The organism is Pseudomonas syringae (assembly GCF_001698815.1).
GTDB classification, from domain to species: domain Bacteria; phylum Pseudomonadota; class Gammaproteobacteria; order Pseudomonadales; family Pseudomonadaceae; genus Aquipseudomonas; species Aquipseudomonas syringae_A.
Map to the genome: position 1 here is coordinate 21,653 of NZ_LGSI01000035.1, position 19,279 is coordinate 40,931.

Annotated in this window: 23 protein-coding genes; 13 read left to right on the forward strand and 10 right to left on the reverse strand. The window is 59.0% G+C overall.

Annotated features, from left to right (window positions below; all coding sequences use genetic code 11):
* Window positions 1–71: 71 nt before the first annotated feature.
* From AFK24_RS09315 to AFK24_RS09330, 4 genes are all read right to left on the reverse strand, one after another.
* Complete coding sequence (locus AFK24_RS09315) at window positions 72–1,235, reverse strand: EAL domain-containing protein (protein ID WP_065832971.1); 1,164 nt, start codon at window positions 1,233–1,235, stop codon at window positions 72–74.
* A gap of 160 nt (window positions 1,236–1,395) precedes the next feature.
* Window positions 1,396–1,737 carry a hypothetical protein gene (locus AFK24_RS09320; RefSeq protein ID WP_020290145.1) on the reverse strand — a complete coding sequence of 114 codons (342 nt, stop codon included), beginning with the start codon at window positions 1,735–1,737 and terminating at the stop codon, window positions 1,396–1,398.
* The gene (locus AFK24_RS09325) at window positions 1,734–2,123 is read right to left on the reverse strand and encodes a phage holin family protein (protein WP_020290144.1); all 390 of its coding nucleotides are present in this window, start codon (window positions 2,121–2,123) and stop codon (window positions 1,734–1,736) included. Before AFK24_RS09325 ends, AFK24_RS09320 begins: the two co-directional genes overlap by 4 nt.
* Window positions 2,124–2,128: 5 nt before the next feature.
* On the reverse strand, window positions 2,129–2,443 hold the full coding sequence (locus tag AFK24_RS09330; protein WP_065832972.1) for a DUF883 family protein: 315 nt from the start codon (window positions 2,441–2,443) through the stop codon (window positions 2,129–2,131).
* A gap of 351 nt (window positions 2,444–2,794) precedes the next feature.
* Here AFK24_RS09330 and AFK24_RS09335 point away from each other — a divergent pair, with 351 nt between their 5' ends.
* The 5 genes from AFK24_RS09335 to AFK24_RS09355 all read left to right on the forward strand — a co-directional run bounded on the left by AFK24_RS09335 (window position 2,795) and on the right by AFK24_RS09355 (window position 6,887).
* Window positions 2,795–4,003, forward strand: a complete 1,209-nt coding sequence (locus tag AFK24_RS09335; RefSeq protein WP_065832973.1) for an ammonium transporter — start codon at window positions 2,795–2,797, stop codon at window positions 4,001–4,003.
* A gap of 114 nt (window positions 4,004–4,117) precedes the next feature.
* Complete coding sequence (locus tag AFK24_RS09340; RefSeq protein ID WP_065832974.1) at window positions 4,118–4,738, forward strand: hypothetical protein; 621 nt, start codon at window positions 4,118–4,120, stop codon at window positions 4,736–4,738.
* 97 nt (window positions 4,739–4,835) lie between these two features.
* Window positions 4,836–5,075, forward strand: coding sequence for a glutaredoxin family protein (locus AFK24_RS09345; RefSeq protein ID WP_065832975.1), 240 nt, complete (start codon window positions 4,836–4,838; stop codon window positions 5,073–5,075).
* 326 nt (window positions 5,076–5,401) lie between these two features.
* Window positions 5,402–5,923, forward strand: a complete 522-nt coding sequence (sodC, locus tag AFK24_RS09350; protein WP_065832976.1) for a superoxide dismutase family protein — start codon at window positions 5,402–5,404, stop codon at window positions 5,921–5,923.
* Window positions 5,924–5,996: 73 nt separating this feature from the next.
* Entirely contained in the window at window positions 5,997–6,887 is an 891-nt protein-coding gene (locus AFK24_RS09355) for a pseudouridine synthase (protein ID WP_065833051.1), read from the forward strand.
* Between the two features lie 66 nt (window positions 6,888–6,953).
* Here the strand turns inward: AFK24_RS09355 and AFK24_RS09360 are convergent, their stop codons facing one another.
* Complete coding sequence (locus AFK24_RS09360) at window positions 6,954–7,178, reverse strand: YgdI/YgdR family lipoprotein (protein WP_020290137.1); 225 nt, start codon at window positions 7,176–7,178, stop codon at window positions 6,954–6,956.
* Between the two features lie 97 nt (window positions 7,179–7,275).
* Complete coding sequence (gene mobA / locus AFK24_RS09365) at window positions 7,276–7,869, reverse strand: molybdenum cofactor guanylyltransferase MobA (RefSeq protein WP_065832977.1); 594 nt, start codon at window positions 7,867–7,869, stop codon at window positions 7,276–7,278.
* 78 nt (window positions 7,870–7,947) lie between these two features.
* On the opposite strand from mobA, the gene moaB reads away from it, so the two are divergent.
* Window positions 7,948–8,487 (forward strand): molybdenum cofactor biosynthesis protein B, encoded by a 540-nt coding sequence (moaB, locus tag AFK24_RS09370; protein WP_065832978.1) that lies wholly within the window; start codon window positions 7,948–7,950, stop codon window positions 8,485–8,487.
* Between the two features lie 6 nt (window positions 8,488–8,493).
* Window positions 8,494–9,696, forward strand: a complete 1,203-nt coding sequence (locus AFK24_RS09375; protein WP_065832979.1) for a molybdopterin molybdotransferase MoeA — start codon at window positions 8,494–8,496, stop codon at window positions 9,694–9,696.
* 68 nt (window positions 9,697–9,764) lie between these two features.
* Here AFK24_RS09375 and AFK24_RS09380 read toward each other — a convergent pair whose 3' ends face one another.
* Window positions 9,765–11,573 (reverse strand): monovalent cation:proton antiporter-2 (CPA2) family protein, encoded by a 1,809-nt coding sequence (locus AFK24_RS09380; RefSeq protein ID WP_065832980.1) that lies wholly within the window; start codon window positions 11,571–11,573, stop codon window positions 9,765–9,767.
* 209 nt (window positions 11,574–11,782) lie between these two features.
* Between AFK24_RS09380 and AFK24_RS09385 the strand changes: the two genes are divergently transcribed.
* A complete protein-coding gene (locus tag AFK24_RS09385; RefSeq protein WP_020290132.1) occupies window positions 11,783–11,971 on the forward strand; it encodes a hypothetical protein in 189 nt (62 codons plus the stop codon).
* 24 nt (window positions 11,972–11,995) lie between these two features.
* Here AFK24_RS09385 and AFK24_RS09390 read toward each other — a convergent pair whose 3' ends face one another.
* Window positions 11,996–12,385, reverse strand: coding sequence for a Fe2+/Zn2+ uptake regulation protein (locus tag AFK24_RS09390; RefSeq protein WP_065832981.1), 390 nt, complete (start codon window positions 12,383–12,385; stop codon window positions 11,996–11,998).
* Window positions 12,386–12,609: 224 nt separating this feature from the next.
* Here AFK24_RS09390 and AFK24_RS09395 point away from each other — a divergent pair, with 224 nt between their 5' ends.
* Window positions 12,610–14,961 (forward strand): acylase, encoded by a 2,352-nt coding sequence (locus tag AFK24_RS09395; protein ID WP_065832982.1) that lies wholly within the window; start codon window positions 12,610–12,612, stop codon window positions 14,959–14,961.
* A gap of 20 nt (window positions 14,962–14,981) precedes the next feature.
* Here AFK24_RS09395 and AFK24_RS09400 read toward each other — a convergent pair whose 3' ends face one another.
* Window positions 14,982–16,007: a FecR family protein gene (locus tag AFK24_RS09400; RefSeq protein ID WP_065832983.1), complete on the reverse strand. Its 1,026-nt coding sequence runs from the start codon at window positions 16,005–16,007 to the stop codon at window positions 14,982–14,984.
* 199 nt (window positions 16,008–16,206) lie between these two features.
* Between AFK24_RS09400 and AFK24_RS09405 the strand changes: the two genes are divergently transcribed.
* Together AFK24_RS09405 and AFK24_RS09410 are read left to right on the forward strand one after the other, a co-directional pair.
* Entirely contained in the window at window positions 16,207–16,659 is a 453-nt protein-coding gene (locus tag AFK24_RS09405) for a GNAT family N-acetyltransferase (RefSeq protein ID WP_065832984.1), read from the forward strand.
* Between the two features lie 68 nt (window positions 16,660–16,727).
* On the forward strand, window positions 16,728–17,759 hold the full coding sequence (locus AFK24_RS09410) for an Ldh family oxidoreductase (RefSeq protein WP_065832985.1): 1,032 nt from the start codon (window positions 16,728–16,730) through the stop codon (window positions 17,757–17,759).
* On the opposite strand, the gene AFK24_RS31175 is transcribed toward AFK24_RS09410, so the two are convergent.
* Complete coding sequence (locus AFK24_RS31175) at window positions 17,756–17,932, reverse strand: hypothetical protein (RefSeq protein WP_170826310.1); 177 nt, start codon at window positions 17,930–17,932, stop codon at window positions 17,756–17,758. The two genes, AFK24_RS09410 and AFK24_RS31175, sit on opposite strands and share 4 nt — an antisense overlap.
* Before the next feature lie 368 nt (window positions 17,933–18,300).
* Here AFK24_RS31175 and AFK24_RS09415 point away from each other — a divergent pair, with 368 nt between their 5' ends.
* Window positions 18,301–18,498 (forward strand): hypothetical protein, encoded by a 198-nt coding sequence (locus AFK24_RS09415; protein ID WP_065832986.1) that lies wholly within the window; start codon window positions 18,301–18,303, stop codon window positions 18,496–18,498.
* 386 nt (window positions 18,499–18,884) lie between these two features.
* On the forward strand, window positions 18,885–19,220 hold the full coding sequence (locus AFK24_RS09420; protein WP_065832987.1) for a helix-turn-helix domain-containing protein: 336 nt from the start codon (window positions 18,885–18,887) through the stop codon (window positions 19,218–19,220).
* Window positions 19,221–19,279: the final 59 nt, after the last annotated feature.

Consider the following 19,279-nt stretch of genomic DNA (forward strand, 5'->3'; position numbering starts at 1 on the left):
CACTCCATAGATTAAGTGCGCCTAGCTTCCCGTTTCACAACGCTGACAGCAAGCGGCTGGTGGGTATTGGCTTACATTCCCGCCGCATCGACATCAATGAGCAGCAGCCGCTGTCCATTGTCGAAGAACTGGCCCGCAGTCAGGCAATACTGATTGCTGGTCGCGTCGCGATAAGTGTTCGACAGGCTCAGGCGTCGCTCATGCCACCCCTCAGCCAGCAAGTGGTAGAAATACGGGCGCCATGACCAGTTATGCCCCAGGTATCTGGCGTCCGAGTGCCAGGCTCCGTTGCGCCATTCGAGGTTCGGCGTGAGTTGCGTTCCGTGTCGGTCACATTGGTAGAAACGCAGCAGCCAAGGGTAATCGAGCAGTTTTGGCAAATCGCTGACGGGGCTGTGGTTTTCGTCCCAGCATTGCAGGATCGACATCAAGGTGGTCAATTGCTGACGCAGGCTCATCAGTCTGGCGCGTTCGGCCACCTTGCGCAGCACATAACGATCCCGTAACTCGGCGAATTGCGCGACAAATGCATCCGCCCGGAAGAACTCAAGCTCGCCCTGGGCGAAGAGGAAACCCTGCACATAGCGCGAGCCGCACTCCAAGGCGAAATGCAGTTCAGCTTCGGTTTCAACCCCTTCGGCAATGATCCAGCAACCGGTTTTCTCGGCCATCTGCGCCAGGGCTTTCACCACGTCACAGCTCGGCCCGCCGCGCGCAGCCGCCTGGAACAGGCGCATGTCGAGCTTGAGGATGTCCGGCTGCAAGGCCAGCACGCGGTCCAGTTGCGAATAGCCGGCCCCGAAATCATCAATGGCGATCCTGGCTCCCGCTTCACGGTAACGACTGACGACCTCGGCAAGGCGTTGACTGTTGCCGCCCAGCTCGGTGATTTCGAACACGATTCGTTCCGGCGCGATGCCGTGCTTTTTCAACTGCTTGAGGCTGGGCAGCGCCTGATCGGGTCTCAGACGACTGATCCATCTGGGAGAAATGTTCAAGCTCAGGAACCAGTCATCCGGGGCCTCATGGAGTCGACTCAGCGCGTCGTCGCGGATGATTCGGTCCAGACGCCGCAACTCAGTGCCGGGCATCCTCGGATCGGCAAACAACGGGCCGACTGATGTCAGTCGATTATCGCTTTGACGCAAGCGGCCCAAGGCTTCAACACCAGCAATACGGCCAGTAGCGGTATCGATGAACGGCTGAAAGCAGGCAAGTGGTTGCCCATCGATCACATGGCCTCCTTAGTAGAGTTGAACGCTGGAAAAAGTTTTTGTCGGACAAACAAAAAGCGTCCACCCAAGGCAGAGCCTTGAATGGACGCTTCAGTACCTGTTGCAAGCCCGTTGCAAGAATGCAGCCAAACAGTTGCAAACCTGTACAAGGATGCCAGGGTCAGTGCTTGCGCGGCGGCCCTTGCAGAGCGAGGCGGATGACAGGCAGCAGGCTGACGCCCAACTTCACGATCCGACTGAAGCCACCGCTGCGACCGCTTTTGGCGCCTTTGCCGCTGAGAAAACCCAGCAGCGTCACAACACCCATACCCCAGAGCGGCGCATGTTTGATGCCCAGAGTGCCTTGCCAGTTTTGCGTCATGCCACGAACGCGGCGCAGCGGCTGTAGCAGCTGGCTCGATTCCTGGCGGATCTCCTGGCGGTGCATTTCCATGCGCAGGCGTATCAGGGCTTTTTGCAGTTCACGGCGAGTATGCTTTTGATGGGATTCGGGCACGCTCATGGCATCAGTCGCTCACGGTCATTGGCCAGTTCTTCGAGGGTCGCGTTGAATGGCGAGGACTCGTCGAATATGGCGGCTTTTAAACGCATCGCACAAAACAGCGCGGCCAGGGTGTAGAACACGCAGAGGCCGATAATGCCGGCCAGCCGATAGCTGTCCCACAGCACAATCAGCAACAAGGCCGAGAGCCCGGTCAATAACAGCAGCGCGAAAACCAGCGCAAGGCCCGCAAACAATAGGAGGCTCAAGGTGCGAGCTTTCTGTTCCTGTAGTTCTATGCCGAACAGCTCTACGTGGCTGTGCAGCAAACCCAGGAACGCCGCGCCCAATCGCCGTGGCGATGAGGTTTGGTCCTGTTCAGGACCGGATTCCGTTCCCAAAGCCATAGCCGTTAGCGCCTTGTAGCCAGCAGACCGATCAGGAAACCAACGCCGGCAGCGATGCCGACCGATTGCCATGGATTGGTCTGGACATAATCTTCGGTGGCCACTACGGCAGCCTGGCCGCGCGCGCGCAGCGACTCTTCAGTGACTTTCAGGGTCTCGCGAGCCCGTGACAAACTTTCCTGAATCTGGCCACGCAACTCGTCTGCCTGTTCGCCGGCCAATGAGGCTGTATGGCTGAGCAGCTTTTCCGTGTCTGCGACCAGGATTTGAAAGTCGTTCATCAGAATTTCCTGGGCATTCTGTGCTGTTTGGCGCGACATAGTGTTCTCCGTTCAGTGGCGTATGGATGTTTCGAGTCCGACGAATTGCGGAAGGTTCATTTCAATTGCAGCGTGATCCGCTTGCGGCGATTGGTACAGCTTTTGCTTCTTGCTGGTGCGCCATCCGCACCGTTGCGCCGACTAAGAGCACAAGTACAGCGGAAGTGGCTAAAACCGGTATTTTCTTCTTAAAAACTCCCTGGGAAATCCTGAACCGCGCGTCAGGCACATCGATGACGCGCCAAAGCAGGTCGCGAGGCTTGTGGCGGTACAGAGCGGCTGAGCCACTTCAGTGCGTCATCTGTTGTATCGCGCTGTTTTGGTGCCTTTCCGGCTTGCAGGCCTGCCTTGATGGATAACTTACAAAGCGCCGTTGACACATTGGTCCACAGTTCCAACACCCTGTTTCTGCTGCTGGGTGCGGTCATGGTACTGGCCATGCACGCCGGTTTTGCATTCCTGGAAGTCGGCACTGTCCGACACAAAAACCAGGTCAATGCGCTGGCGAAAATCCTCAGTGACTTCGCGGTCTCGACCCTTGCCTATTTCTTTATAGGCTACTGGATCTCCTACGGCGTCAGCTTTCTGCAGCCTGCTGCGGTGCTCAGTGCCGATCACGGCTATGTGCTGGTGAAATTCTTCTTTCTGTTAACGTTCGCTGCGGCCATTCCGGCGATCATTTCCGGAGGCATCGCCGAGCGTGCGCGGTTTGCGCCGCAGTTGTGCGCCACGGTATTGATCGTTGCGTTCATTTATCCGTTCTTTGAAGGCATGGTCTGGAACGGTAATTTCGGTCTGCAACGCTGGCTGGCCTCGTCCTTTGGCGCGAGTTTCCATGATTTCGCCGGTTCTGTCGTGGTTCATGCCATGGGTGGGTGGCTGGCGCTGGCTGCGGTGTTGCTGCTCGGGCCGCGTAACGGGCGTTATCGGGAAGGGCGTCTGGTGGCTTATCCACCTTCGAGCATCCCGTTTCTGGCGCTTGGGTCGTGGATTCTGATTGTCGGCTGGTTCGGGTTCAATGTCATGAGCGCCCAGACCTTGCAAGGCGTCAGCGGGCTGGTGGCGGTCAACTCACTGATGGCCATGGTCGGCGGCACGGTCGCGGCATTGATTGTCGGGCGCAACGACCCAGGCTTTTTGCATAACGGCCCCTTGGCCGGGTTGGTGGCAATCTGCGCGGGCTCGGACCTGATGCATCCCGTGGGCGCATTGATCACCGGCGTTATCGCTGGCGCATTGTTCGTCTGGTGTTTCACCGCAGCACAGGTGCGCTGGAAAATCGACGACGTGTTGGGCGTGTGGCCGTTGCATGGTCTGTGCGGCGTCTGGGGCGGTATCGCCTGTGGCATTTTCGGTCAGACAGCGTTCGGCGGGTTGGGCGGCGTGAGCCTGATCAGCCAGTTGATCGGCACCGGGCTCGGTGTGCTGGTAGCGCTGCTCGGCGGCTTCGCCGTTTACGGCGCGATCAAGCTGATCATTGGTCTGCGGTTGAGCCAGGAACAGGAGTATTACGGTGCCGACCTGTCGATCCACAAAATCGGCGCAGTGAGTCAGGACTAAGGGCCAATTGCCAGAGCGAGGGCGAACCTGTCGGTGTGAAAATCTGCTAGCAGGAAAGGCGGCCGTTCTGCTCTTATAGGTGTCCAGGCACGTCACTGCGGGGAATAATTCACGATGAATCTCCATACCCTCACGCCCTACGGCGGCATCACCGTCATGCTGCCTGCCGTACTGGTGATTACCGCGTGGTTATGGACGACACGTTCGCACCGCTCGGCGATGTTGTGGATCGCAACGGTGGTGGTGGCGTATTCCATCGTGATTACCAGCAAGATCCTGTTCAAGGGCTGGGGCGTGGCCATCGAAAGCCTGGGTATTTATGTATTCAGCGGCCACGCGATGAATACCTGCCTGGTGCTCATCGTCGGCTTGAGTCTCCTGGCTCGGCAACTGCACCAGGCTTTGCGCTGGCCGGCAGCGGCGCTGGGGTTGACCTTGGGCTGGGCATTCAGCATTTTTTGCGTAGCGCCTTTCATCCATCCATTGCCGGAAGCGATTGCCGGCGCTTTGGTGGGTTCGCTCGGGGCCTTGGTGTTTCTGCTCGGGTTGGAAAATATTCGCCCCGGGAGAATCCCGTCCTCCGCGCTGGTGGCCGGATTGCTCTTGATTGCCTTCAGTTCAACCACGACCAAGTACACCGCCGAGTCCCTGCTGGATCGTATTTCGATGAAAATGTCCGGCGCCGACGCGGCATTCCGGGCGCCGGACTGGCGTACTCCGGCCGTACCGTTGTAAACGAGTCGATTCAGATTTTGAAGTGATGCGCATGGCTCGACGCCTATGTCGCGCGGGCCTAAAATAACCGCCCGTTTCCCCGCTTGAGGGCCTTGCCATGCCACCGGAATGCCAGCTATTCGGTACCTTGGGTTGCCATTTATGCGAAGTCGCTGAATCCGAGTTGTTGCCGCTGGTCGAGCATGGTTTGCTGGTTGAGTTGGTGGACATCGTCGAACACGAAAGGCTGATCGATGATTACGCTCTGCGCATTCCCGTCCTGCGGCGCGTTGATACCGGCGCAGAGTTGGACTGGCCGTTCGATGCCGAGCAGATCGTGACGTTTTTGCGCGAGTGAGCGCTGCCAATACCTGGCACCTGTTAACCACTCGTTGGAGCGAGGTTTGCCCGCGAAGCGGATTTTCAGACGACTCTATTTATCGCCCGAAACGGCGCCTTCGCGGGCAAGCCTAGCTCCAACGGATGAGGCTTCGTCGCGCCGCTTTAGTGTTGCAAGACATGAAATCAGACGACCAAACTTTGACCTGACGGTCCAGGTTCCCTAGGCTTCGAGAACCTTTGACGGGTGAGAGCAGGAAAAACGCAGTACACCTTTCATCTGCGCAGCGAAACGCCTGGCGTTTTTTCCTGCCATCCCCACGTCTCGAACGAACTGGAGAACCGATGAAATCTTATCTATGGCTTGGCTTGATTGGCGCTGTATCCCTTAACAGTGCTTTCGCCGAAACCCGCTCGGTGCCCATGAATCTGGTCAGCGCGACCGACGCGCCTCAGCCGATCGGCGAGGTCATCATCAGCGAAACGCCCTACGGCCTGTTATTCACTCCCAATCTGAAATCACTGCCCGCCGGTGTGCATGGCTTTCATGTGCATGCCAACGCCAGTTGCGAAGCTGCCATGAAGGACGGGGTCAAGGTGGCTGCCGAGGCTGCGGGCGGGCACTTCGATCCAGGCAAGACCAGCAAGCACTTGGGACCTTACGCCGAAGGGCATCTTGGGGATCTTCCGGCAATCTATGTCAGCACAGACGGCATGGCGACATACCCGGTGCTGGCACCTCGCTTGAAGAAGCTATCCCAGGTCAAGGATCACGCACTGATGATCCATGCCGGTGCCGATAACCATGCGGATGTGCCCAAGCCTTTGGGCGGCGGGGGCGAGCGCATGGCCTGCGGGGTGATCTGATACAGCTTCGGCACGCTGGGTTCTGCGCCTGGCTTGAGCGATAATGCCGCGCCAGTCAACCAAGAGTCCGCGCATGTCCGATCCCGTTTTTTCTGCCGCCGACAGTCAGGCCAGCACGCTCTATTTGCCTCCGGGCTCATGGACAACGGTGCTGGACTGTCTGTGCGCGCACTTCAAGGCCATCAGTCGCGAGCAATGGCTGGATCGCATGGCGCGAGGCCGGGTGCTGGATGCTCAGGGCGCGCCGATTGCGCCCGCTCTGGCTTACCGGGAAGGCCTGCGGATTCACTATTTTCGCGAAGTGCCCAACGAAACGCCGATCCCGGTTGTGGAGTCGATTCTGTACGCCGACGAGCATCTGGTGGTAGCGGACAAACCGCATTTTTTGCCCGTGACGCCAGCCGGTGAATACGTCGAACAAACGCTGTTGCGCCGCCTGATCCGGCGTCTGGACAATCCGGATCTGGTGCCGCTGCATCGTATTGATCGGCACACTGCAGGCCTGGTGCTGTTTTCCGCCAACAAGCAGACGCGCTCGGCTTATCAGTCGCTGTTTCCCACGCGCAAGATCGACAAACGCTATGAAGCTATCGCTGCGGCATTGCCTGAAGTGGATTTTCCGCTGCTGCACAAGACTCGACTCATCGAGGGCGAGCCGTTCTTCCGCATGCAGGAAGGTCCGGGCGCCAGTAATACCGAAACCCGGATTGAAGTCTGCGAGCAAAATGGCGATCTGTGGCGCTATGGGCTTTATCCGGTGACGGGCAAGAAGCACCAGTTGCGGGTACACATGGCGGCGCTGGGTGCCGGGATCTGCAACGATCCGTTTTATCCCGAGGTCATCAAGGATGCCGTGGACGATTACAGTCGGCCGCTGAAACTTCTGGCGCAAGGCCTGCGTTTCATCGATCCACTAAGCGGTGAGCCGCGATCGTTCGAAAGTCAGATCAAGCTGGACTGGTAGACAAGCCGTCCAGACGCTAAAAAACCCGCACCAGGCGGGTTTTTCAGCAACTGGATCACGTCACCATCAAAGGTCTTTGACGGTACGTACTTGATCCTTGTTGACGCGGGTTTCTTTGCCATCGAGTTGCTTGAATTCGTAGAAACCCGACTCTTCATCGTATTTAGGGGTATCGACAGCCTGGATTTCGCGGCCGTCAGTCAAGGTGATCACAGTGGGCGAGGCGCAGCCAGCGAGGGAGGCGAGGCTCAATGCGAGCAGAAAGGCAGCGGGAAGGGTCCGTTGTTTCATTACTGTGTCTCCAGAGGATTCTTTTGATTAACTGACGTTCAGACGTATGCGCCGCCAGCAAGTTCCATGAATAGTAACCCTTGCGGGCTGCACGACGTTAAATGGTGATCCGCGTCAACAGATCCGGGGTGTTCAGGTTCGCCAGACGAGGGTCGCCTGCCGCGCACTGCACGGCAACCGGCTGAAACTGCTCCATGGCCCGACGCGGGCTTCGTTCTCCGGCCTGCCAGGCCGCTTCGAAGGCTGCGGCATGCCGGGTGGGAATCATACACAGCAACGGCTGCCAGTGTTCACCATCACGAATCATTACCGGCTGATCAGGGTGCGCAAACGCCGTTTCACGTAGCGCTTGCAGCAACTGGCCATCTATCAGTGGTACATCGCAAGGCAGCACCAGCAGAAAGTCGTGACGGGCCACGCTCAGCGCGGCGCGAATGCCCGCAAATGGCCCGTCAAAATCAGCGTTATTGTCTTGCACTAGTTGATCAGAATAGCGGGCGTATTGTTCGATGTTGCGATTGCAGGAAATGATCAGATCATCGGTCAATGGTCGTGTCAGGCGCTGAAGGTGCTGAATCAGCGGTTCGCCGCGCCATTCGATCAGGCCTTTGTCGCGCCCGCCCATGCGCTGGCCCTGGCCGCCAGCCAGCAGCAGGATCGAGCAGGGTGGGAGAGGAGCGGAACCGGGCATGGCAGACTTAACCGAGGCAGTGAAAAGGAGTGCTGTGATATAACACCGGCCTGTTTCCCCGACAACTGGATTGAGCCTATGAAAGCCAAGGCTGACACACCTTTCGTGCCCTTGAACATCGCTGTGCTGACCGTCAGCGACACCCGCTCCCGCGAAACCGATACCTCCGGCCAGATGTTTGTCGACCGTCTAACCGAGGCCGGCCATAGCCTGATCGAGCGCGTGCTGCTCAAGGATGACCTGTACAAGATCCGCGCCCAGGTTGCGACCTGGATCGCCGATGATGAGGTGCAGGTCGTATTGATTACTGGCGGTACCGGTTTCACCGGGCGTGACAGCACGCCAGAAGCCGTGGGTTGCCTGCTGGACAAGCAGGTAGATGGTTTCGGTGAGCTGTTCCGGCAGATTTCCGTTCCCGATATCGGCACTTCGACTATCCAGTCCCGCGCCCTGGCAGGCTTGGCCAATGGCACCCTGGTGTGCTGTCTGCCGGGCTCGACCAACGCGGTGCGCACTGGTTGGGACGGGATTCTCGCCCAGCAGCTGGATTCGCGTTTTCGCCCGTGCAACTTCGTGCCGCACCTCAAGCAGGCCGAACCCTGCGCAACGCGTGGGTAACCGTCGATGAGCAAGCCTTTGATGCCGGTCGAAGATGCTCTCGCGCGTCTGCTGGAAATGGCTGCGGCCACGCCGATTACCGAACGTGAACGGGTGCTATTGGCCAACGCGCAGGGTCGTGTATTGGCCGTGGATCTGATCTCCACGCTGGATCTGCCGCCATGGCCGAACAGCGCCATGGACGGGTATGCGTTGCGTCTCGCTGACTGGCGCGGAGAACCGCTGCAGGTCAGTCAACGGATTTTTGCCGGCCAGGCCCCCGAACCCCTGACTCCCGGCACCTGTGCGCGGATCTTCACCGGCGCTCCGGTTCCTGAAGGGGCCGATTGTGTCGAGATGCAGGAAAACGCTGTGGTGCAGGCCGATGAGCGTGTTTCGTTCCTCGAGCCGATGCTCGATGGCCAGAACATCCGTCCTCAAGGCCAGGAAACCCGTGTGGGCGACAAGGTGCTGGCAGCCGGAACGCGTCTCGGTCCCATCGAACTGGGGCTGACCGCTTCCCTTGGGCTGGCTGAAGTTGACGTGGTACGCCGGGCGCGCGTGGCTGTGTTGTCCACCGGCGACGAGTTGATCGAACCAGGGCAGCCATTGGGGCCAGGGCAGATCTACAACAGCAATCGCGTGCTGTTATGCAGCTGGCTCAAACGTCTGGAATGCGAAGTCATTGATGCCGGGATTCTTCCGGATGACCTGGAAAAAACCCGAACGGCCCTGGCTGCGCTCAACGATGTGGACCTGATTCTCTCCACCGGCGGCGTCTCCGTGGGCGAGGCTGATTTTCTCGGCCATGCATTGCGCGAGGAGGGCGAATTGTCCCTCTGGAAGCTGGCGATCAAACCCGGAAAACCGCTGACATTCGGCCATTTTCGCGGCGTGCCAGTGATCGGCCTGCCGGGCAACCCCGCTTCGACCCTGGTCACCTTTGCCCTGTTGGCGCGGCCTTATCTGCTGCGTCGCCAGGGCGTGCAAGACGTCACTCCGCTGCAATTCCCCGTGCCTGCGGGATTTGCCTGGACCCGGCCGGGTCACCGTCGCGAATATCTGCGCGGGCGTCTTGAGCAAGGCCGTGCGGTGTTTTACAGCAACCAGAGTTCAGGAGTTTTGCGCAGCGCCGCCTGGGCTGATGGGCTGATCGAAGTCCTGGAAGAGCGCACCTTTGCCGAAGGCGAATGGGTCAATTTCATTCCATTGAGTGAAGTCCTGGGCTGAGATGCTGGTCGCAAGTGCTCTCTGGGGAAGCAACTTCCCCAAGGCGCACCGGCGAGAGCGAGCTTGTATCAATCCTTTACCGACTCTTCCTCGAGTCGATCCGCATCGAACAATTGCTCCAGTTCCTTGCGCGCTTCCCGCGCCGTTTGCAGCACTTTGGCTGCATCGTCATAAACCAGATGCTGTGCGGCGAGCACCTGTTCGTCATGCCGTTTGAAGCGATTGATGCGCGCGTCGGCCTGCGCCTGGCTCAAGCCCAGGCCGAGCAGGGTCTGGCGGCTCATTTCCAGACTGGAATAAAAGGTTTCCCGAACCGCCTGGGCGCCCACGTCGATAAGCCGATGCACATGCTGGCGGTTACGCGCCCTGGCGATGATTTTCATGTTGGGGTAGAGCTTGCGCACCAGTTCGGCGGTCTTGATGTTGGTGTCCGGATCGTCGGTGGCGATGACGAAAAACTCGGCCTGATCGACCTTTGCGGCGCGCAGGATTTCCGGGCGCAACGGGTCGCCATAAAACACCGGTACATTGCCGAAACTGCGGGAAAACTCGATCGATTCCACGGCGGTATCCAGCGCCACGAACGGGATATTCTGCGCTCGCAGGATACGCGCCACGATCTGGCCCATGCGGCCCATACCGGCGATCACCACCCGAGGCGAATCGGTGTTGATGTCCCGGTACTCATCCGGCACTTCGACGGCGACGGTCTTGGGCTTGAGCCATCGAGCGATGGCCAGCAGCAACAAGGGCGTCATGGCCATCGACAAGGTGATGGTCAGTACGAGAATGTCGTAAAGCCGGGCATCGAACAGGCCTTGATCGCTGCCGATCTTGAACACCACGAAGGCGAATTCACCGCCCGCAGCAAGCACGATGCCCAGGCGCAAGGCGCTCTGTTTGCCCAAACCGCCCGCCAGGCGGCCGACCAGAAACAGCAGCGGCAGCTTGATGGACACCAGCAACAGCGTCAGCCCCAGGACGATGGCTGGTTCGCTGAGCAACAGGCTGAGGTTGGCGCCCATGCCGACGCTCATGAAAAACAGCCCTAGCAGCAAACCCTTGAAGGGCTCGATCTGGGACTCAAGTTCGTGACGGTATTCCGAATCGGCGAGCAGCAGCCCGGCGAGGAATGCACCCAGGGCCATGGACACCCCGACTTGATCCATCAACCATGCGGTGCCGATGACCACCAGCAAGGCGGTCGCCGTGGACACTTCCTGGATTTTGGTCTTGGCGACAATCCGAAATACCGGGCGCAGCAGATAGCGGCCGCCGACCACGACAATCGCGATGCTGCCCAATACGCGCAGCCCGTGATTCAGGCCTTCGCTGGCGCTGAGGTTGTGATCGGAGCCTGCGAGGAACGGCACCATGGCAATCAGAGGGATCGCAGCAATGTCCTGAAACAGCAGGATGGCGAAGGCCAGTCGGCCGTGAGGCAGGTTGAGCTCCTTGCGTTCGGCCAGGCTTTGCAGGCCGAATGCGGTGGACGACAACGCCAGGCCAAGCCCCAGCACCACAGCGGTATTCAGCGGTTGGCCGAACGCCAGCAACGCGACACCGCCGATGACCAGGCCCGTCAGCAACACTTGGGCCAGACCCACGCCGAAAACCGATTTGCGCATCACCCATAAGCGTTTTGGCGAAAGCTCAAGGCCAATGATGAACAGCAGCAACACCACGCCGAGCTCGGAAATATGGCTGACGCTTTCAGGATTGCCGATCAGCCCCAGCACCGACGGGCCAATGATGACGCCGGCGAACAGGTAGCCGAGCACTGCGCCCAGTTGCAGCCGTTTGGCCAATGGAACGGTCAAAACCGCGGCGAGCAAAAACACGACTGCGGCCTGTAACAGGCTGCCTTCATGGGGCATGGTGAACTCCTTGGCATCTAGCGAAAGGTCAGCTGATCGACCTTGAATAGACCGCCATTAAACCATGTGCAGGCTACGGTTCGTTGTCTGGATGTGCTGTGACATCCGTCAAGGGAAGTGGCTGGGCGATGTAACGCGACGCTCATGGGCGTAATATGGGCGCGCATTTGGCGACGAATGCCGTCCATGAAGAATTCAGGAAACCCGCAATGACCAATAAACAGCGTTTGATGTATTCCATTTTGATCGCTTTAAGCGTGCTGGCGATCATGCTGGGTCTGTCGCATTTGCAGACCATCGGTGTGATTACCGAAAAGACCTTTCAATACATTGCAATCTTCGTCGCCATCATGGTGGTAGTCCTCAATGGCTTCATGCGGCGCAAGGTCAAACGCTAAAGGCGTGTGGGGCGTGCGCTCCGATCATTCGGCGGGCTTGCCCGGCTCGTTCAGCCATTGCCAGGCGCGCGGATGCAGGCTGTAGCTTTTGTCGGCGTTGAGGTGAATGACGCCTTCATCGCACAGACGCTTGAGCACTTCGCGCACGCTTAGAAACGACAGCGGGATATCCAGCTTCAGCAACTGGCTGTGAACGCCGCGCACGCCCAATGCGTGCCCTTCGCCAGTGGCGGTCAGCAAGGCGTCCAGGACTTTCAGGCGGACCAGACTGGTGCGCAGACCGAAACTTTTAAGCAGCTGTCGGATGGGCTCGTTGCCAGGACGCTCCGCATCCGCCGGAGCGGCAGGCGTCTGCGCTGCGACGGCTGATTGGCGAAGCATCGTTCGAGTAGTGGTTGCGTGACGATTAAACATGCGCAAATTCCTTTTCAGGCCCTTCTTGTGATCTATCTCCTTACTAAGACGAATGAGCGCGAGAAATCCTCAACCTGAAATGCAAAAAACTTCCTGAATGCAGATGACGTCACGCTTTGCCCCAGGCATGCCCGGCTAAATTTTCCAGGCCGGCTTCGTTTAATGGGGGCGACAAGCGGCGGCGAGCTCGCGCCTGCCGGTCAGCCAAGCCATCAGGAGTCAGAGTGATCATTTCCAAGCGGATGCCGACGATTTGCGTTTCAGGGCTGTTGTTCTGCCTGAGTTTCAATGTGCACGCCCTGGCGCCCGCCGGGCATGCCAGCGCCGAGATACGCCGCACGGCATTTGGCGTGCCGCACATACGCGCCAACGACGAGCGAGGCCTGGGCTTCGGTATCGGTTACGCCTATGCCCAGGACAATCTGTGTCTGCTGGCCAATGAAGTGGTGACGGTCAATGGCGAGCGCTCGCGTTTTTTTGGTCCGGACAAGCAAACCCTTGAACAACGCAATAACCTGACCAGCGATGTGTTTTTCCAGGGCTTGAACAGCCCGCAGGCGGTCGGCGCTTTCTGGCAGGCGCAGACGCCGCAGGTGCGTCAGTTGGTCGAAGGTTACGTCGCTGGCTACAACCGCTATCTGGCCGAGGTCCGTGACAAAAACGGGCAGGGTCAATGCTTGCAGGCGGCCTGGTTAAGGTCGATCACGCCTGAAGATCTGGTCAAGCTGACCCGCCGCCTGTTGGTTGAAGGTGGTCTCGGGCAATTTGCCGAGGCGGTGGCTGGCGCGGTTCCGCCCAGTGCTGCGGCGAAGCAGGCAAGCATTGCCGGCAAGGAGTTTGAGGTCGCCGAAGCCAACCAGCAGAGCTTCGCCTTCGAGCGCGGCAGCAACGCAGTGGCAATCGGCAGCGAGCGCTCCGCCAACGGTCGCGGCATGCTGTTGGCCAATCCCCACTTTCCCTGGGTGGGCGGCATGCGTTTCTATCAGATGCACCTGACCATTCCCGGTAAACTCGACGTCATGGGCGCCTCGTTACCTGGCCTGCCGTTGATCAATATCGGTTTCAGTCAACACTTGGCCTGGACCCACACCGTGGATGCGTCGAAGCATTTCACCTTGTATCGCCTCAAGCTGGACCCCAAGGATCCGACCCGTTATCTGGTAGATGGCCAATCCCGGGCCATGCTCAAGACCACAGTGAAGGTGGCGGCGACTGATAAGGATGGCAAACCTTCGCAGCAATCCCGCGACCAGTATCGCTCGGAGTTCGGCCCCATCGTGCAGTGGCCGGGCAAACTGGACTGGAACCGTGAATACGCCTATAGCCTGCGCGATGCAAACCAGACCAATGATCGGGTATTGCAGCAGTGGTATTCGATGAATCAGGCGACCAGTCTTGCAGCCTTGCAAACTTCGTTGCAGAAAATCCAGGGCATCCCGTGGGTCAACACGGTAGCGGTGGATGATCGCGGGCAGGCGCTGTACATGAATTACGCGGTGGTGCCCAACGTCACCGCGCAGAAGCTGGCGCAATGCAGTGATCCGGCAGCGGGGCAGGACATGATCGTGCTCGACGGCTCGCGCAGCATCTGCGCCTGGGACAACGCCAGGGATGCGGCGCAAGCGGGCATCTTTCCGGCCTCGGCATTGCCCAGCCTTGCGCGCAACGATTACCTGCAAAACTCCAATGACTCGGCCTGGATGACCAATCCGGCGCAACCGCTGACCGGCTTTTCGCCGCTGATCAGCCGTGACGCTGTGCCGCTTGGCATGCGTGCGCGGTTTGCCGTGGAGCGTCTGCGTGACGTGCAGCAGGCAGGCAAGCAGGCGGGCAAGATCGGAATCGGCGATCTGCAGGCCATGGTCATGGATAACCGGGTCTACATGGCCGAGGCCGAAGGCGGCGCCTTGCTCGATGACGTACTGCAATTCTGCGCCGGCTATACAGGGGCGGATGTGGCGACGATCAAGGCGGTCTGCACCAGCCTCGCCAAGTGGGATCGCAGCGCCAATCTGGAGGCGGGTATCGGCTTCGTGCATTTCCAGAATCTCGCCAAGGCATTGCAGAAGGTGCCGAACGCATGGCGCATCGCATTCGATCCGGCCAATCCGCTGCATACCCCGCGAGGCCTGGACATCAGCCAGCCGGCAGTAGGTGAAGCGCTGCATGCTGCGTTATTGGCCTCGGCCGAGCAGCTGGAAAAGGCTGGTCTGGGCAGCGACAGCCATTGGCGCGATGTTCAGGTCTCGACCGTGGGCACGCAGCAGACGCCAATCCATGGCGGGCCATCAGTGCTGGGCATCTACAACGCGATGACTGCAATACCGCGCAACGATGGCAAGCGCGAAGTGGTCAGTGGCAGCAGCTATCTGCAGGTTGTGACGTTCGACGAGCACGGCCCTCAGGCCTTGGGGCTTTTGGCGTCATCGGAGTCCAGCAACCCAGACTCGCCCCACAGCAACGACCAGACCCGGGCATTTTCCGATAAGCGCTGGGGCGTATTGCCGTTCACCGAACAGCAGATCGAGAAGGATCCGGAGTATCGCGTGCAAGTCATCAAGGAAGGGCAGCGGTAAGGCGGGTTGGCGTCAAGCGCCTAGCCTTTGGGCATCCCGGCGGGTCGTTTGTTGATGACCGGGTTGCCTTGGGAATTGTGGGTCAGGAACACCGGCAAGACCTTGGGCAGGGACGCCAGCAGGCTGGCCATGTCGCCGGTGTTGTAACTGCCGCCGAGTCGGATTGCACCCGTGGCGCTGTCCGCCAGCAGGATGGGCTGGGGCAGATAGCGATTGATCAGCGGCAAGGCCTGATGCAACGGCAGGTTGTTGATCACCAGCTTGCCACTGCGCCAGGCCAGGCTGGTGTCGTTGGCATAGGTTTCGCTGATCTGCGGCTGAAAGTCGCCGGTTTTGTAGCTGGCCTGCATACCGGGATCCAGGTGCGTGCCGATGCCCGGTTGTGAGGCATTGCTGGTGACCTGGACCGAGCCGTCAACCAACATCACTTTGACCTGATCCTGATACATCCAGACATTGAAGCGGGTGCCGGTCACGGTAACGCTGCCTGCGCCTGCCTTTACCACGAACGGATGCTGGCGGTCATGGCTAACCTCAAAGAACGCTTCGCCCTTGTTCAGCGTCACGCTGCGACGGTCTTTGTAATTGGCGAAGGTCAGTTCGGTACCCAGATTCAACTCCACTCGACTGCCATCGGCCAAGGTAATCAAACGAGTCGTGTCGTATGCCTGGTAAGAGTCGTAAGCATTGGGCAGCCAGCCCTGGCTCCAACCGATATAACCCACCGTTGGTAGCGCCAGCAGCGCAACGGCCGCTGCTGCGGCATAGGCGCGCCAGCGAGGGGCGGTGCGCATCCGGGTGACATCGAGCATCTCAACCTTGCCCGATACCGGCGCAGGATTGACCGGCGTGATCTGCTCGGAGACATCCCAGATCTCCAGCACCGCCTCGTATTCGACGGCATGCAGCGGATGCGCGTGCAGCCACTGCTCGAACGCCTGGCGTTCCTGGACGGTGCAATCGCTGGCGTGCAGACGCATGCACCAATGCGCAGCGGCATCGGTGATGGCATCGTATTCGGCTTCGCTAAAAATGGGATCGCTCATTGGCACTCCGGTAATGCCTGCATTCTACCTCCGCGCAGGAGTCGACGAGAACAGGCATGGCGTTTGAATATCAATGTCCTACAGCTTTTTCCCGTAACAGAGCACGATTCCCATTCCCGCATAGCTCGGCGAGGCTATTTACTTGGACTGCCGAGCCGCCTAGGCTGCCTGTCGTCATCATTTTTTGAAGGAGCAACGAATGAGCCTCAGTATCGAAACGACCTTGAACCCCACAGAACAGGAATGCCTGGCGATCCTCACGCCGCTGCGTGCTTATAACGTTTCCCAGGCCGGAGATGCCGGCGCGGAAAAATTCGCACTGTTGGTGCGCGACGACAGCAGCAATGAAGTGCTCGGCGGGCTGTCCGGCAAATTGCTTTATCGGTGGATGTTCATCGAACTGCTGGCTGTGCCGGAGCAGGCGCGCGGGCAGGGACTCGGGTCGCGCTTGATGAAAATGGCCGAGGAGCTGGCGCTGGAGAAAAATTGTGTCGGGATCTGGCTCGACACCTTCGACTTCCAGGCGCCGGAGTTCTACCGCCGTCTTGGTTTTACCGAGTTCGGAACACTGGCTGATTATCCGCCGGGTCATCAGCGATTTTTCTTCCAGAAACGTCTGGACCTCGCCGGAGCGTCCGGTTTACCTGCCTGAAGATGAGCAGTAATCTCGACGTTCGCCTCATCAATCCTGCTCTTCCAATAACGACACCGGAGCTTCAGATGTCTGTACCTCGCGACAGTCTCGACCTGCATCACGTCACGTTTACCGAACTGGCGGAGGTGTTGCGCCAGATATTCCTGCGGCACGGTACGTCGCCTGAAGTTGCCCAGGTCTTGTCGCACAACTGCGCCAGTGCCCAGCGCGATGGATCACACAGCCACGGGATATTCCGTATTCCTGGCTATCTGTCGTCACTGGCCAGCGGTTGGGTGGATGGCAAGGCGGTGCCGGTGGTCGAGGACGTCGGCGCCGCGTTCATCCGCGTTGATGCCGCCAATGGTTTTGCCCAGCCGGCCCTGGCCGCCGCGCAGCCTTTGTTGATTGAAAAAGCCCGTAATGCTGGCATTGCCATTCTGGCGGTCCGCAGCTCGCACCACTTCGCGGCATTATGGCCGGACGTCGAACCGTTTGCCGCTCAAGGTCTGGTGGCCTTGAGCGTGGTGAACAGCATGACCTGCGTCGTACCGCATGGCGCACAGAAGCCGTTATTCGGCACCAATCCGATAGCCTTCGCGGCGCCACGCGCCGGCGGTTATCCGCTTGTTTTCGACCTGGCCACCAGCGCCATCGCCAATGGGGACGTGCAGATCGCTGCAAGGGAAGGGCGCCAGTTGCCAGCCGGCATGGGCGTCGATCGAGCCGGTCAGCCGACGCAAGATCCCAAGGCGATCCTCGACGGTGGCGCGCTGCTGCCATTCGGTGGCTACAAAGGCTCGGCATTGTCGATGATGGTCGAACTGCTGGCCGCCGCCCTGACCGGCGGCAACTTTTCCTTCGAGTTCGACTGGTCGAAACACCCTGGCGCCCAAACCCCGTGGACGGGCCAGCTGTTTATCGTCATCGATCCAGACAAGGGCAGCGGACAACATTTCGCCGAGCGCAGTGAAGAGCTGGTCAGGCAGATGCACGGCGTCGGCCAGGAGCGCATGCCCGGTGACCGCCGTTATGCGGAGCGGGCCAAATCCCTGACCCAAGGCATCGCAATATCCCGCGCTGAATGGGCGGGGCTTGAACAACTGGCGGCCGTCTAGATCGCTGGCAACAGTCTGACGGTTCGAGCCTGGGCAACATTCAGGCGCACTAACTGGCTGTTGCCCGGAATCACTTCCTCGTCCTGGCGATTTTGCCCACAAGGCATCGCCAGGGCGCTGGCGCTCAAGGCAGCGACCAGCAATGCGGCAAAAAAGGTCAATGTGGTTTTCATGAGTTGTCCTCCAGGGTGGCTCTTAAGCAAGAGTCCAGCTTAAGAGTCACCGCGCCTGAGCGTTAGCCGATTGCTGCCTGGTTATTGCCTGATGCTGTTGACCGCAGGGTTGCTCGGCTTGTTTGCCTGAACTGCTGGCTCTTAACGCGGCACACTGCATGTAATACCACCCCTATGTATGCCCCGGATTCTATAGACAGCCTGAGCGTCCTGCGCCTAGGTGAATGTGATTGGCTTTCGCCGTCGGTTGGGGAGGGTATGTCTGCAAGGCATCTGTTGAAGTGACCGCTCGTCGTACACCTGCTTGCGTTCCGCTTGCGAGGCAACTACTGTATATTCAAACAGTATATCGAGAAAAGGGGTTCGCCATGTCCTTGGAGCAATTTGAAAACGTCACCACCGATCACTCAATCGCAATGAGCGGTATCCATGAAATGCAGCGCGAGGATTTTCTCGCCCTGGCTAGCGCATTGCGTCAATTCAATGCTTGCCAGTCGCCGGTCTCGATGGTCATTGCCAACGCTCAGTATGGTGGCGAGCGCTATGCGAGCCTGGTTGGCGAATAGTCAGCGAGGAAACCCGGTGGTGGATTTCGTTGCAGGTGAACGGGATTCGGCCTGCACATCTGTGTCGCCTCGGCGTTCCCGGTGGCTTCTTTTGCCACTGCGGATCAGCTGAAGCGCCAGCAAGGTGCCAAGAATAGAGAGCACACACCAGCCCAGCAGGAAGGTCACCACTATAGAGTCTCCGACTACTTCTGTACTTTTGCGACAAGTTGCGCATTGTACGCCGTCCTGACAATACGTCGATCAGGTCTGTAGCGTTATATCGTCAAACACCGTATTCCCTTCGCGCTAGACCGAGATCGTGGGACTTGACCCTCTATTAAGGCAACGATCCACGCAAATGGAGAGTATGGTAATGGATGACATTTCGCTTCGGGTAAACCCTAATGAATAACCTTGGCGCACGATTGAAAGAAGAACGGAAGTCTCTTGGGCTTTCGCAGCAGCAGTTTGCAGCCATCGGTGGTGTAGAGGCAAACGCGCAAGGGAAGTATGAAAGTGGCGAGCGAACGCCGCGTTCGGACTACCTTGCCGCGCTCGGAATCAAGGGAGTGGACATCCTCTATCTGCTTTCCGGGCGGCGCACGCCGTTGAGTTCCGAAGCGCTTAATGATGCCGAGCGCGAGGTCATCGTTAATTACCGTAACCTGACCCTCGTCGATCAGGACGCCATTGGTCAATTGGCGCAGTCCCTCTCTGAATGCCTGCCAGTCGCTGAATAACCCCCTCGCACCAACGGCCTATGTATTGCCTTTGGATATACGAAACATATATGCTTCGT